Genomic DNA, 14,050 nt, shown 5'->3' on the forward strand with positions numbered 1-14,050 from the left:
CGTATTGTACAATACGCGAGCGGGGACGCTCGCACTACAATAAAAAAAATGCTTTTTACAAAACTGAGATGCTCCCATATGTTAGAACAGTCAAAGTAGTTTTGTAAACAGCAAAGATGAATCGATTTGACCGTCAGTTGTGGCAGAGATTTATTGCGATCGCTCAACCTTACTTTTATCCTTTAGAGCCTGGGGGAGGCAGGGTATTTTTGGGATTAGTGGCGCTGTTGTTGATATTTCTCTTCGCTGCGATGTTTGTGTTCGTCAGCGCTGTATGTTTGGGTACTCAAGTCTTATTTCCCCAATTTGTCAATAGTATTGCTGCCGGCTTAGTTACTTTGTTGAAAGGAATTATTAATTCGCCCGCAATTGCGATCGTGGCTTTAATGTTAATTATTCCTTTCAGTGCTTTTGTCTGGTTCAAAGACAGATTGACTGCACACTGGCAGCCCTGGGCTTTATTGACTTTGCTGCTGTTTTTGTCCCTGTCAGTCAGCGGTATGAATGTAATAATTAGTTACGTCGGTAACTTTTTTAACACAGCACTAGCTAAGAAAGACCAGCTCAATTACTGGAAGTATCTGTTTGTGTATGCAGGGGTTTTTATAGTCGGCACTCCCATTGTGGTAATTTATAGGTATACCGAAGATAAATTGGGTATCTACTGGCGGGAGTGGATGACGAATAAGTTCCTCGATAAGTATTTTCAGAATCGGGCTTATTACGAAATAAATTTACACAAGGAAATCGACAATCCAGACCAGCGAATTTCCGAAGATGTCCGATCTTTTACCCGGACAAGTTTGTCATTTATGCTGCTCATCCTGGGTTCAATAGTTAATATTATATCTTTTACTGGTATCCTGTGGTCTATCTCAAAACAACTTTCGATTTTTCTGATTATCTATGCTATTGTGGGCACGACAGCTACTCTAGTTTTTGGTCAAAGATTAGTACCTCTGAATTTCGAGCAACTTAAAAAAGAAGCAAATTTTCGCTACGGACTGGTTCACATTCGCGACAACGCCGAATCTATTGCTTTTTATGGAGGCGAGGAGCAAGAATCATTTCAAATAAAGCAGCGATTTGTGGAAGTATTTCGCAATTTTAATTTGCTAATTGGTTGGCAGCGGAATTTGGATTATTTCACAACTGGATACGGATATGCTGTGGTGATTATTCCGGCTTTGTTTCTGGCTCCAACTTATTTTGCCGATCAAAGTGGTACAATCGAGTTTGGAGATATCACTCAAGCTGGTTTTGCTTTTAGTCAGGTTTTGCGCGCTTTTTCTGTGATTGTAACTCAGATTGAGCCGCTGAGTTCTTTTGCCGCTAGTATCAATCGTTTGACTGTATTTACAGATACTCTGGAAGCGGAAAAAGCGGTATCTCGTGCCGGAGGAACTGCTATAGATGTAGTAGTAGATTCTCAGTTGACACTGGAGCACGTTACTTTAGATACTCCGCAGCATCAAAAGACTTTAATTAGGGATTTGTCGGTAGCAGTGCAGCCCGGTGAAGGACTGTTAATTGTCGGGCAAAGCGGTGCTGGGAAGAGTTCTTTGCTGCGGGCAATTGCGGGTTTGTGGGAATCGGGAACCGGCCGTTTGGCGCGGCCGGAATTGGGGGAAATGCTGTTTTTGCCGCAGCGTCCTTATATGATTTTGGGTAGTTTGCGATCGCAACTTTTGTATCCCAACAGCAGCAGCGAGGTTGATGAGGAAAAATTGCGCCGCGTTTTGGCATCAGTAAACTTAGCAGATTTGCCGGACAGATTGGGCGGTTTTGATGCGGATTTAGATTGGGGTGAGATTTTGTCGCTGGGAGAACAGCAACGTTTAGCTTTTGCTAGATTGTTATTGACGGAACCGAGATACGCTATTTTGGATGAGGCGACAAGTGCTTTGGATTTGAAGAACGAGCAACATTTATACGAGCAGTTGCAAGCCACTAAAACTACGTTTGTGAGTGTCGGCCACCGATTGAGCTTAGTGAAATATCACCAGCAGGTTTTGGAACTTCTGGGCGAGGGGAGTTGGCGGCTGCTTTCGGCCCAAGAATACCGCGCTAGTGCGAAGGTTTTTGGCTGATAAAGTGCTGCTTTCAGGAATTGTGAATTTACCCGGTTGTTGGTTCGCGGTGGGTGGTGGCGCGGTTGGAGATTTATCCTTTGGTTCTACAGATTGATGGCCGCGCCTCCACCCACCCTACAATAGGTTCTACGAGTAGGGACATAGCAACAATTAATGCCGATCGATTCCCGGTTCCTCATACCCTTTTAGATTAAAGAATTAAAGAATTGAAGAATTGGGAATGACTGATTCTGTATGGGTTTGGAACGGGGGCCTACAGTTGCATTCTTTGTTTAAACTGGTATCACAATAGATAATGGGGTATAAATATCTAAAACTGCCCAAACAACAAAAAGCAAGCTGAACGTTGGTAGATTCGATTCAATTGCTCGCCTGCGAGAACTCACACAATATAATAGAAGATAGATTTTTAGTATAGACGAGATTCCTACCTTGACTACTCCGATTCCTCAAAACTTTGTGCAAACGATCGCCAAACAGCGCGGTGTCACAGATGCCGAGTTAGAAACTGTGTTTATGGCTCTCGACGGTCAATCTACAGGGACGATCGCAACCAAGCTTGGCATTAGCGATATCGCCGTTCGCAAAAGACTCGGCGAAGTTTACAAAAAGTTTCAGATCGGGGGGAACGGCCCTGGAAAGCTTTCGGAATTGAGGCATCAGTTGCTGTTTTCATACCACATCGATCAGGGAACGAGCGATTTTAGTCGAGGTAAAGGCTCCCTATTGAAGATGGCGATTGGACACCGACAGGAAGATTGGGGCCAAGCACCGGATGTTTCGGTTTTTTACGGACGGACTGAAGAATTAACTACTTTAAAGCAGTGGATTGTATCAGATAATTGTCGCCTGGTAGCGCTGCTGGGTTTGGCTGGTAGTGGCAAAACAACTCTGTCGGTGCAGTTAGCAAAACAAATACAGAATGAGTTTGATTTTGTGATTTGGCGATCGCTGCGATCGACACCCGCACCATCCGACTTCCTAGGGAGCTTAATTCAACTTTTTTATAACCAACAAAAACCCGATGTGCCGCTCGACCTCAACAGCAAAATTTCGCGCTTGGTCGAGTATCTGCGGAAACACCGCTGTCTGGTAATTTTAGATGATTTTGAAGCGGTTCTCAGACCTGAAGAATTAGCGGGACACTACCGCGAAGGCTGCGAAGGATATCGAGATTTAATCGTGCGGCTGTCTGAGGTCAATCACAATAGCTGTTTACTGCTAGTTAGTTCGGAAGAGCCTACGGAACTGGCTTTGCTGGCGGGAGAAAAAGTGCGGTCTTTAAAACCTGCTATTTCCGAGGAAATAGCGCGGGAAATTTTCAAAGAAAAAGGTTTGTCGGCTCAAGATCGAGAGTTGGAAATCTTGTTATCCCGGTACGGAGGCAATCTGTTAGCATTAAAGATTGTAGCGACAACAATTAACGAGTTTTTTGAGGGGAATGTTTTAAACCTTTTGGAAGCTACGGCTTTATTTATTGAAGAACATATCAGCAATTTGCTCGCGCAGCAGTTCGATCGCATGTCGAGTTCTGAACAAGATATTGCCTACTGGATTGCTATTGCTCAAAACCCAGTTTCCCTGGCGACTTTGCGAGAGCAGATGTTGGTCAATTCATCGCTTTCCGATTTGCTGAAAAATCTCGATTCTCTGGGTCGTCGCTCGCTGATTGACAAAATTAGTGAGGGCGGGGAAACTGTTTTTATGCTTCAGCCTTTGATCGTGCAATATGTAACCGACCGATTAGTCGATCAGATTCGAGCGGAGGTTTTGGAGACGGTTAAGACGCAAGGAATAGAAAGAATGCGGCTGTTGAAAACTCACAAATTGAGCATCAACATTGCTACACGGAAAGGGAATAAAGGCGAGCCAATTAGTTCTATTTTAGAATTAGTAAAAACTCGGTTGCAAGTGTTGTTTGTGAAGACGACAGGCTTGGAAGAACCGCTAAATATCTTGAATAAAGTTGCCTCCGAACTGGAGGATAAATCGATTCTTGAGGTGGGATATGCTAGGGAGAATCTGGCGCAGATTATTTCAGAAATTCAGGGCTAACAAAAAAGCGATCGCCCTTTGACAAAAGCGATCGCCCAATTTTCAACAAAAACAGAATTCGGTAAAATTATTTGACAATGCCAAAAACCGATGCAGATTCAGACCCTGTAATTTTGTCCAAAGCAGGCGATTTTTGAGCTTGGGCAATTTTGGGAACCAAAAGTTGATTCGCATAAATCCGAGGATTTTGTTGAGCAATTTGGATGTAAGATTGGCGGACTTCTGCGTTGACTGCGACAGTCTTGGCATCGTAGACTTGCATGGCCATGTTGGGATAAAAACCAATGCCGACAATCGGTATCAAAAAGCAAAATGCGATCGCCACTTCCCGAGGTTTAGCATCAATAAACGGTGCATCACCAGGCAAAACGCAACTATTACCAAAACAAACCGCTTCATCCAGATTGTTTCTCTGATTCTGCAAATTTAGATCCTCAAGGTCGCAAGCCGCTAGTGTCCCACAGTTGTAAAATAACTGTCGCAGCATCGAGAGCAAATAAATCGGCGTCAAAATCAGTCCCACTGCCGCCAGGAACACTGTCACCGCGCGGAAAGAACCGCTGTACATATCGCTAGTTGCGACGCCCACAAACACTGAGAGTTCGCTAGCAAAACCGCTCATTCCGGGGAGTGCCAAGGATGCCATCGCGCCTGCGGTAAACAAGGCAAACACTTTCGGCATGACTTTCCCAATCTCGCCCATCTCGTCCATGATCATTGTATGGGTGCGATCGTAAGTAACGCCAGCCAGGAAAAACAATACTGAGGCGATTAAACCGTGGGAAATCATTTGCAACAGCGCCCCGTTGATTCCCAAATCCGTGAAGGAAGCAATACCCAACAACACGAATCCCATGTGAGAAATCGACGAATTCGCTAGGCGGCGCTTCATGTTCGATTGGCCGAAGGAATTCAGCGCGCCGTAGATAATATTGACTACGCCGAGTACCGCCATAATCGGTGCAAAGTAAACGTGTGCTTGGGGAAGAAGTTCCAAATTCAGGCGAATCAGTCCGTATCCGCCCATTTTCAGCAATACACCGGCCAGAATCATCGATACGGGAGAAGATGCTTCACCGTGGGCATCAGGTAGCCAAGTGTGGAAGGGGAAAATCGCCAGTTTCACACCGAAGGCAATCAGCAATCCCGCATAAAGCAGTAATTCTAAACCCAGTGGGTAGTCCTTCAAGCCAAGTTCTACCATGTCGAAGGTGGGGGTGCCTCCGCCGTAGAATGCCATTGCTAAGGCAGCTATCAAAATAAAGATGGAAGCGCCCGCGGTGTAAATCAAGAATTTGGTAGCTGCGTAGCGACGGTTTTGTCCGCCCCAAATCGAGATTAGCAGGTACACCGGAATTAGTTCTAGTTCCCAGACAATGAACAGCAACATGATGTCTTGGGCGACGAAGACTCCTATTTGTGCGGAGTACATCACCAGCATCAGGAAGTAGAAGAGTCGCGGCTTGCGATCGACTTCCCAGGCTGCAAAGATTGATAGCGTCGTCACCAATCCCGCCAACAGTACCAACGGCACAGACAGCCCGTCAACGGAAACAGACCAATTGAAGCCTAAAGAAGGTATCCAGGGATATTGCTCGACGATTTGGAAAGTAGAGATGCTTGGATCGTAATGAGTCCAAAACACCCAGCACATTAATACAAAATCTGCAAAGCCTACGCCTAGGGCATACCAGCGCACGGTTTTGCCGTCTGTATCGGGCACAAAAGGGATGGCGAGGGCAGCTACCAGGGGTAGGATGACAATTGCGGTCAGCCAAGGAAATTGATCCGCTATCATAGTGAGAATAAATACTTAGTTGGAAGTTACCAAAATTATAATACGAAAGTTAATTAAAACTTAAGATTTATTCATAAATATTTTTTATATATAGGGCGTGTCATTAATTAGGTTGGTTGACAAAACAGAATTAACGTGTAGTGAGTAGCGATCGGAGGGTTAAGCCAGCCAAATGACTGATGCTGCCAGTAGCGCCGTGTCATCGGGTTTTCCTGAAGCTTGAGTGAGCGATCCGAACCCTACGCACATTCGCCAGCTTTTGTCAACTCTTTTAATTGATGACACACCCTAGATCAACGCGAAGACACATATCACGAATTGCTACACACGTCAATAGATTTTCGATTTTTGATTTTTGATTTTCGATTCAGGACTTATGAACAACAAAATATAGCGTTTTGTTGGCGCAATCTGCCTGTGGTTGCGCCTATTCTGGTAGATGGTGGGGTAAATTTATCTATGTTAACTAAAATTGCTAGTTCTTGTAAAAACCAAGAAGGTTGAAAACTGATATAAGTATTCACAGCGATCGAGATAAAGTCAAAAGCCGATCGCCAAAAGATGCAATTAAAGTGCGATCGACTAATTGCGAGATCCATTTTTCCTGTCTCCCACATTCTCCGTAAAAACCCCTCGCCAACAGTCCGTAAACCGCACCAGTTGTATCCACGTCGTCGCCCAAATTTACAGCCAACAAACAGCCTTCAGCAAAAGAAGAACTGTTGTAAAACGCCCAAAGTGCCGATTCCAAAGACTTGACAACATAACCACTACCCTGAATTTCAGGAGGTTGTCGCAATTTAAAAGAACCCGCCGCAATCTCATCAATCTCTGCTACCAGCGGATTTGCCGCCCAATATCCAGCAATCGGTTTTTTTACCGAATCGCCCGGTTGCAACGAAGTATTTTTGTAAAAAAACCAGGTTTCTAGACCTCCATGCGTAAGTCCTACTTTTGTCTAAAGTGTGCGCGGAGTGCCCTGCTAATGACTAATGACTAATGACTAATGACTAATGACTAATGACTAATGACCACTCAGGCTAATATTGATGTTAACCTGTCCCTACCCGAACTCAGACCTGTCCATGACACCCGATGTTTTCCCCGGAGCCGCTGCCGAACCTGCCCCTCAAGCGACACCCGAAGTCAGCCTTGATATGCAAGTCCGCCTTAAAACAGAAGATGGACAGCTACTACTGCTACTCCCCTCAGAAACTAACACCAGTGAATTACCAACAGCCACGGCCTCGACTTGGACTGAACTTTGGCAGCAGCTAAAAGTCAGGCTGAACGCAGGAGAACGCTTTTGGCAGGCAAATGCCGAAGTACAATTGATGGCGAACGATCGACTTTTAGATATCCGCCAACTGCAAGAAATCGCCGATGCCCTCTCGGAAGTGGAACTGCAACTCAAACGAGTCCACACCAGTCGCCGCCAAACCGCCGTTGCTGCTGCTACAGCAGGCTATTGTGTAGAACAGCAGCCTCCGGTTTCTTCCCTGAATAAAGCCACTGCCGAAAAACCGCAATCGCTGGCGGAACCTTTATATTTGCAGATGACAGTGCGATCGGGCGTAGAAATTCGTCATCCGGGCACCGTCGTACTTTTGGGAGACGTAAATCCCGGCGGCTCAGTCATCGCCGGAGGCGATATCCTAGTTTGGGGCCGTTTGCGGGGAGTCGTGCACGCCGGTGCCGGTGGCAACACCAAAAGCGTGATTATGACCTTGCAGATGGAACCGATGGTGATTAGGATTGCTAAGTATGTTGCCAGAGGCCCAGAAACCTCACCCGCTCAGTTTTTCCCGGAAGTCGCCTATGTGACGCCTCAAGGGATTCGGATCGGTAGAGCCTCTGATTTTGACAAATCGCAGTTAGTCGGGGGTAATGGTTAGTTGACAGTTGACAGTTGATAGTTGACAGTTGACAGTTGACAGTTGACAGTTGACAGTTGTTAGTTGGCATTTGTTAGTTGTTACCAATTAGCAATTACCAATTAGCAATTAGCAATTAGCAATTACCAATTACCAATTACCAATTAGCAATAACTAATCTAAAAATCGCTTATGGCTCGCATTATTGTTGTTACATCAGGGAAAGGCGGGGTAGGAAAAACCACCTCCACAGCCAATCTCGGCATGGCTTTAGCTAAGCGGGGGCGCAACGTTGCTGTAATTGATGCCGATTTCGGTCTCAGAAATTTAGACTTGCTGCTGGGCTTAGAAAATCGGATTGTTTACACGGCATTAGAAGTTCTCGCTGGAGAGTGCCGATTAGAGCAAGCTTTGGTGAAAGATAAGCGACAGCCGCGCTTGGTGCTGTTGCCGGCTGCCCAAACTCGGATGAAAGATGCCATCAGCGCCGAGCAGATGAAGCAGCTTGTGGGGATGTTGGGACCAAAATACGACTATATTTTGATCGACTCTCCTGCTGGAATTGAACAAGGCTTTCAAAATGCGATCGCCCCGGCTCAAGAAGGCATCATTGTCACCACTCCCGAAATCGCTGCTGTCCGCGATGCCGATCGAGTCATCGGGCTGCTGGAAGCCAACAACGTCAAGAAAATCAACCTAATCGTCAACCGGATCAGACCCGCAATGGTGCTGGCAAATGATATGATGTCGGTGCAAGACGTGCGGGAAATCCTCGCCATTTCGCTGTTAGGCGTCGTTCCCGACGACGAGCGCGTCATCGTTTCCACCAACCGAGGGGAACCATTAGTATTGTCGGAAACGGCCTCTTTAGCTGGAACAGCCTTCGACAATATTGCCCGCCGCTTAGAAGGCGAAAAAGTTGAATTTCTCGATCTAAATCCCCGTCCCGAAAACTTCTTTACTCGCCTCCGCAAGTTCTTAAATACTAAAATTATGTGATGTGCTCATTGGCGATCGATCTTTAACAGCAGCGACCGCATCACAAAAACTAGCCCAAAATTTCCCCCAGTGACACCAGTTCCCAAAAAGAATGAAACTGTAGACCAGCTCCCAACCTGACGGGAATCACTGATTCCCCCATCGAAAATCGAAAATCGAAAATCGACCCCATCACAAAAACTAGCCCAAAATTTCCCCCAGTGACACCAGTTCCCAAAAAGAATGAAACTGTAGACCAGCTCCCAACCTGACGGGAATCACTGATTCCCCCATCGAAAATCGAAAATCGAAAATCGAAAATGGTATGACCTTTTCTATGCCTAACCCTTGACAAACCAGCCCGACCCATGATACACACACTTCTCGAACGACTTTTCCCGCGCACCCCTGACAACAGCCGCGACGAGGTAAAACGGCGCCTCAAACTGGTTCTAGCCCACGATCGCTCAGAACTCAGCCCAGAAATGGTTGAGTCGATGCGCCGAGAAATTCTAGAGGTGGTATCTCGCTACGTGGAAATCGATACCACCGGGTCTGAGTTCTCGCTGGAGAGCGACCAGCGGGCCACAGCACTAATTGCAAATCTCCCGATCCGGCGAGTCAGACTCGAACATCCACCGAGGAATTTGCCCGATAATTTGCCCGATAATTTGCCCGATAATTTGCCCCCGAATCGGCCAGAGAATCGACCCGAATATGTACCGGAGTATGTAGTCGAAATTCTCCCCGACACTACGGAGTGATAGGGATTGAGCTTTTATTGTCAGGCAAAGAGTTCGATTCGAGCCGATCGGCATTTAAATTAAACTATAGCAACCGCTTTCGTCGGTTAGAAAATAGACTAAAATTAGTGGCCAGTTTTGCAGAGCGATCGCGCAGACTTTTGGGCCCAAACTGTACAGTTATACCTCCTTCATCAGGTCATCCGAGCGATCGAGTTAAATGGCATGAAGAAAATCGAAGTTGCTCAAGCGTTGGGAATCCGTCGCAACACCATCGACGCCACAAGTCGATGGTATTGCATCACAGGAGACTTCCAATCGGAGGGCATTGTGGAAACGGCCTGCTAATGGTCACTTGCATCACAAAACAGAGCCAAGTTGCGAGAGTTTGTCAAAATACACAAGCACAATAACCCAAGCTGAGATTACACAACTGTGGGAAGCAGGGCATGATTGCTTTGTACTCATACAAAAAAAATAATTAAGAGTTGTAATCCCTATTGACATCTGCACAGTTAGCTAATATTCTTATTATTTAAGATTTAAAATTCTCCAACTATTTCCAGCAAAAACTTAATAAAGTTTTCCAGTCCGCGCCTCCCTCCATAACCACTTCTAATTCTAATAAAGAGGAAGAGTCAACTACCCAGCATCAAGCGGAGTACCGCTATGACGTGGGCTTGCATCTGAGCTCCACCGCAATTCCGAGAATCTTTGCAGAATCTCAGCTTTAGTTTCACCGCGCGACACATTAGGGGATGCTGACAAGCTCCCCGTACTCGCCCAGTCTTGCCGGACGAGTAACGTTCTCATGGCAATATTTCGCGCACCCACCAAATCAGCATGAAGCTCGTGCCCGCAACATTCACAGCGAAACAATAGCCCTTTTTTAGGTCTATTTGCTACCGAGGTGTGTCCACATTTTGGACAGCTTTGCGAGGTATAATTAGCTGGGACTTTAGTAGCTAAAGAGCCGTTCAAATTAGCTTTGTAGTCAATATAGCCGTGTAATTCGGCAAACGACCATTTAGCTTTATTTCGATTAGCTCTTCGCTGTTTTCTGCTAGCCTTTTTGCCCGAATTGGACTTGGTTCTATCCCGTATTCCGGTGAGGTTTTCTAGTCCAATTAGGGTGTTACGTTTGGCAATATCCTTACTGATCTGGTGGTTTACATCAGCGATAAACCGTCTTTCTCTTCCCGACAAAGCAATTAGCCTGCGCTTTGCCGAACGAGTGCCTTTACGCTGAAGAGTTATCCGTGCTTTGTGATAGCGGTTGGCTTTATGTCTAGCTTCTGAACCAGAGTAAAATTTAGACTTGTTTTGTAAGTCTGTTTCTACGGCTAAGTAGCGCATTCCCACGTCAACGCCAGAAATTCTGGTTATTTTCAGTGGGTCGAGTTCAGGGGTTTCTACCTCAATACTTACCATCAAATAGTAAACTTTAGAGGAACGCTGATAGACAATTTTAGCTGCTCCAACCTTGGAACCATTGGCAATCAAATCTAGATGTTTGTTGTAGCCCTCATACGAGACTACTATTCTACCAGCTAGGGTGATAATACTCACCCTTTGCTCGGATTTAAACGAGTAATCGCGTTGATAATTTAAGGTACAGGTTCGAGAGATATATTTAGGAGGTTGGTCTAGTCCTTTGTACCGTTTCTTGGTGTACCCTTTAGCAATACCATCGTTAGATTGTTTTACTTTAGTCCAGAGAGTTTTGTAAGTTGCCGAAACTTGTCTTGGTACATTACAAGCCATCTGAGCACCGAGTCCAAATCGAACTCGCAATTCATTGTAGACAGCCTTTTGCAACTTAGCGCCATTGCTGGTTTTGTTCGCATCAAAAGCAACTCGCGAAGTATGATTCAAGGCATCGCGATAAGCCAAGGTAGTCTGAGACACCAGAGCTTTTTGCTCGGCATTCAGGTTTAGCTTTAACTTGGCGGTGATTATTTGAGGCATTACTTTCACGAACTCTGGGAAAATTCTATCTCGTGAAGACACCAAAAGCAAGTGGTGTAGTAAAAATCATCTGTTCGCTCATCGACCGCCCCTCACCTTCCGACACATAAAGTCATCGGTTTGGTTCGGGGCGGCTCTCTTCGCTCACGCCAATTCCTCCCGACGCTCACCTGGGTACAGGTAGAGCGCGGGACTCCTTTGGGTTTAGTTGAAAAAATTTCACCCGGTCTCTCAGAAGTATTCATAGGACTCGGATGGGACGTTAAAGCTACAGACACGGGTTCTGACTTTGACCTAGACTCATCATTGTTCCTCTTAGGTGCTAACGAAAAATTAATTTCTGACAACCACTTCATTTTTTATAACAATCTCACAAGTCCAGATCCCGACAAATCAGTGCAGCACCTGGGAGATCATCTCACGGGGGCGGGCGAGGGGGATGATGAAGTTATCAAAATCAACCTCAAAAAAGTGCCTAATGATGTCCAAAAAATTCTTGTAACTGTAACCATCCAGGAAGCACAGCAACGCCATCAAAATTTTGGTCAGGTGCAAAATGCCTTCGTGCGGATCGTTAATGCCCAAACACAACAGGAAGCTGTTCGCTATGACTTGGTAGAAGATTATTCCATAGAGACAGCACTGATCATGGCCGAACTCTACCGGAAAGACGGCGAGTGGCGTCTCAATGCAGTGGGATCAGGTTATCAAGGTGGTTTACAAGCATTACTCGATCGCTATAGCTAATATCATTTCCGTTTAATTTGGAATTATATCCGATCGACTTCCGTAGGGGCGGGTTCACCGACAATATTTGGCTAAAACCAACAATCTCATAAACCCGCCCCGTCCATACAATTCCGATACAACCGGATTTGATATAAAAAGGTAAAACACATGGGAATTAACCTACAAAAAGGACAGCGCATCTCGCTTTCCAAAGAAGCGCCAGGGCTAACAAAACTGATGTGCGGATTAGGGTGGGATGTGGCGAAACGCTCCGGTGGAGGTTTGTTTGGGGCTTTTAGCAGTGCTCCAGATTATGACTTGGATGCCTCAGTGATTTGTTTAGATCAAAATGGCAAAGTGAATAATAATGCCAACATCATTTATTTTAGCAATCTCTCCCACCGTTCAGGAGCTATTACACATCTAGGTGATAATCGCACAGGGGCGGGAGACGGGGATGACGAGCAAATACTCATCGATTTATCTCGGATGCCTTCGGAAATTGTAAAACTGGTTTTCACAGTTAACATTTACGATTGCACGGCACGTAAGCAAGACTTCGGACAAGTTCAAAATGCGTTTGTGCGTTTGGTTAATACGTCTAATAATCAAGAACTCGCAAAATACAACCTATCAGGTTCTGAATACAAAGGCATGACGGGGATGCTGATGGCAGAAATCTACAAGCATAATAATGAGTGGAAAATGGCAGCCATCGGTAACGGTGTTAAGGTTAATGGGTTACAGGAACTTGTGAAAACCTATGCTTAACAACTCGCTCAATACCTAGATGCTTTATACTTGCTGGAATCAGACACTGAATCAATGTCTCTGTACGATCGCCTAGACCTAACCAAACACAATCGCAAGCTAAAACTCCCCCTCTCTCAACGGCTAAACCTGACTAGAGCCCCCAAACTCCGCTGTCACGGCTGTCGTTCCCGTATCCAGCCTCAGTGGGAGTTTTGCCCTTCCTGTGGAAGAGTTCTAATTGATAAGGATAGCGATTTCCGCCGTTGTATTTGGGTAGATGTATCAGGAATGGATGTCGCACCCGAAAATAAAGAAGCGATATTTTCCTTACTGATGGACGCTTTCTCCAAACTCTACGGCGCATTTAGAAGCGTCAAGGTATTTTTGACATCCGATCCCCCCGATCGCAAAGAGTGGGGCGAAGATTTTACTCATGTTTATATATTCGTTGATAGCCAGCCGGTTGACTATCTCGGCGTGGCTAGCTTCAAATCGGGAATGGTTACAGATCGGGCGATTATTCGGATTGACCAAGTATTCTATGCTTCTTGCAATGCCAGCCTTAGTCTCAATCAACTATCTAACTTAATTGCAAATACCATTGCCCATGAAATAGGACATACACTCGGACTCGATCATTCTGCACTTCCGACCGATGTCATGCACAATGGACTCGTTCATAGTGTTCATAGTTTAATGCCTCCCTCATTTCACGCAGAGCAAATAAACTCAATGAACAATGCTATTCGCAGATATAAAGCCTTGAATAATTGATTGGCTAGAACCAACCATAAAATAGCTGAATTTAGAGATCGAATTCCCCAGGATTAATGCCCACAGCATGGCAAGCTTCTTTGACAACCTTCTTTTCATCTTTGTCAAAATTACCATCCGCACCACCGATAATAATGCCAATTTGGATGACGGCACGACCTTGGTCTAGTTTTTTATTAAGTTTCCCTATCGCTTGGATAGCCTCAATTGTAAGGATTCAGGTCAAAAAAACTTAAGTGGCGGCATCTGGTAAAATAAAGGAATGAAAAAGCCCACAGCCACCAG

Annotated in this window: 13 protein-coding genes; 9 read left to right on the forward strand and 4 right to left on the reverse strand. The window is 45.5% G+C overall.

The annotated features are described in order from the left end of the window. Nucleotides 1-116 precede the first annotated feature (116 nt). Together QUB12_RS34415 and QUB12_RS34420 are read left to right on the forward strand one after the other, a co-directional pair. On the forward strand, nt 117-2,090 hold the full coding sequence (locus QUB12_RS34415) for an ABC transporter ATP-binding protein/permease (RefSeq protein WP_333147687.1): 1,974 nt from the start codon (nt 117-119) through the stop codon (nt 2,088-2,090). 435 nt (nt 2,091-2,525) lie between these two features. Further along, on the forward strand, nt 2,526-4,148 hold the full coding sequence (locus QUB12_RS34420) for an NB-ARC domain-containing protein (RefSeq protein ID WP_333147685.1): 1,623 nt from the start codon (nt 2,526-2,528) through the stop codon (nt 4,146-4,148). 67 nt (nt 4,149-4,215) lie between these two features. Here the strand turns inward: QUB12_RS34420 and QUB12_RS34425 are convergent, their stop codons facing one another. Both QUB12_RS34425 and QUB12_RS34430 read right to left on the reverse strand, forming a co-directional pair. Continuing rightward, the gene (locus tag QUB12_RS34425) at nt 4,216-5,946 is read right to left on the reverse strand and encodes an NAD(P)H-quinone oxidoreductase subunit 4 (protein WP_333310646.1); all 1,731 of its coding nucleotides are present in this window, start codon (nt 5,944-5,946) and stop codon (nt 4,216-4,218) included. 520 nt (nt 5,947-6,466) lie between these two features. After that, nucleotides 6,467-6,844: an ADP-ribosylglycohydrolase family protein gene (locus QUB12_RS34430; RefSeq protein WP_445300695.1), complete on the reverse strand. Its 378-nt coding sequence runs from the start codon at nt 6,842-6,844 to the stop codon at nt 6,467-6,469. A gap of 187 nt (nt 6,845-7,031) precedes the next feature. On the opposite strand from QUB12_RS34430, the gene minC reads away from it, so the two are divergent. The 4 genes from minC to QUB12_RS34450 all read left to right on the forward strand — a co-directional run bounded on the left by minC (nt 7,032) and on the right by QUB12_RS34450 (nt 9,889). Continuing rightward, the gene (minC, locus tag QUB12_RS34435) at nt 7,032-7,841 is read left to right on the forward strand and encodes a septum site-determining protein MinC (protein ID WP_333147679.1); all 810 of its coding nucleotides are present in this window, start codon (nt 7,032-7,034) and stop codon (nt 7,839-7,841) included. Nucleotides 7,842-8,012: 171 nt separating this feature from the next. Then, complete coding sequence (minD, locus tag QUB12_RS34440; protein WP_333103449.1) at nt 8,013-8,819, forward strand: septum site-determining protein MinD; 807 nt, start codon at nt 8,013-8,015, stop codon at nt 8,817-8,819. Between the two features lie 347 nt (nt 8,820-9,166). Further along, a complete protein-coding gene (gene minE / locus QUB12_RS34445) occupies nt 9,167-9,562 on the forward strand; it encodes a cell division topological specificity factor MinE (RefSeq protein ID WP_445252069.1) in 396 nt (131 codons plus the stop codon). 117 nt (nt 9,563-9,679) lie between these two features. Beyond that, entirely contained in the window at nt 9,680-9,889 is a 210-nt protein-coding gene (locus tag QUB12_RS34450) for a hypothetical protein (RefSeq protein ID WP_333310648.1), read from the forward strand. Nucleotides 9,890-10,183: 294 nt separating this feature from the next. On the opposite strand, the gene QUB12_RS34455 is transcribed toward QUB12_RS34450, so the two are convergent. Beyond that, nucleotides 10,184-11,509, reverse strand: a complete 1,326-nt coding sequence (locus QUB12_RS34455) for a transposase (protein ID WP_333310650.1) — start codon at nt 11,507-11,509, stop codon at nt 10,184-10,186. Nucleotides 11,510-11,629: 120 nt separating this feature from the next. Here QUB12_RS34455 and QUB12_RS34460 point away from each other — a divergent pair, with 120 nt between their 5' ends. From QUB12_RS34460 to QUB12_RS34470, 3 genes are all read left to right on the forward strand, one after another. Further along, nucleotides 11,630-12,256: a TerD family protein gene (locus tag QUB12_RS34460; RefSeq protein WP_333310652.1), complete on the forward strand. Its 627-nt coding sequence runs from the start codon at nt 11,630-11,632 to the stop codon at nt 12,254-12,256. 150 nt (nt 12,257-12,406) lie between these two features. Beyond that, nucleotides 12,407-13,009, forward strand: coding sequence for a TerD family protein (locus QUB12_RS34465; protein WP_333103445.1), 603 nt, complete (start codon nt 12,407-12,409; stop codon nt 13,007-13,009). 54 nt (nt 13,010-13,063) lie between these two features. After that, nucleotides 13,064-13,765 (forward strand): matrixin family metalloprotease, encoded by a 702-nt coding sequence (locus tag QUB12_RS34470; RefSeq protein ID WP_333142916.1) that lies wholly within the window; start codon nt 13,064-13,066, stop codon nt 13,763-13,765. A gap of 31 nt (nt 13,766-13,796) precedes the next feature. Here QUB12_RS34470 and QUB12_RS37725 read toward each other — a convergent pair whose 3' ends face one another. Next, on the reverse strand, nt 13,797-13,982 hold the full coding sequence (locus QUB12_RS37725) for a TerB family tellurite resistance protein (protein WP_445300696.1): 186 nt from the start codon (nt 13,980-13,982) through the stop codon (nt 13,797-13,799). Nucleotides 13,983-14,050 lie beyond the last annotated feature (68 nt).

Source organism: Microcoleus sp. B7-D4, assembly GCF_036705125.1.
Classification (GTDB): Bacteria; Cyanobacteriota; Cyanobacteriia; order Cyanobacteriales; family Microcoleaceae; genus Microcoleus.

Bases quoted from the DNA above. Each gene is read 5' to 3' on its own strand.
- QUB12_RS34415 (WP_333147687.1), top strand. From the start codon at position 117: ATGAATCGATTTGACCGTCAGTTGTGGCAGAGATTTATTGCGATCGCT.
- QUB12_RS34425 (WP_333310646.1), bottom strand. From the start codon at position 5,946: ATGATAGCGGATCAATTTCCTTGGCTGACCGCAATTGTCATCCTACCC.
- minC (WP_333147679.1), top strand. From the start codon at position 7,032: ATGACACCCGATGTTTTCCCCGGAGCCGCTGCCGAACCTGCCCCTCAA.
- minD (WP_333103449.1), top strand. From the start codon at position 8,013: ATGGCTCGCATTATTGTTGTTACATCAGGGAAAGGCGGGGTAGGAAAA.
- minE (WP_445252069.1), top strand. From the start codon at position 9,167: ATGATACACACACTTCTCGAACGACTTTTCCCGCGCACCCCTGACAAC.
- QUB12_RS34455 (WP_333310650.1), bottom strand. From the start codon at position 11,509: ATGCCTCAAATAATCACCGCCAAGTTAAAGCTAAACCTGAATGCCGAG.
- QUB12_RS34465 (WP_333103445.1), top strand. From the start codon at position 12,407: ATGGGAATTAACCTACAAAAAGGACAGCGCATCTCGCTTTCCAAAGAA.
- QUB12_RS34470 (WP_333142916.1), top strand. From the start codon at position 13,064: ATGTCTCTGTACGATCGCCTAGACCTAACCAAACACAATCGCAAGCTA.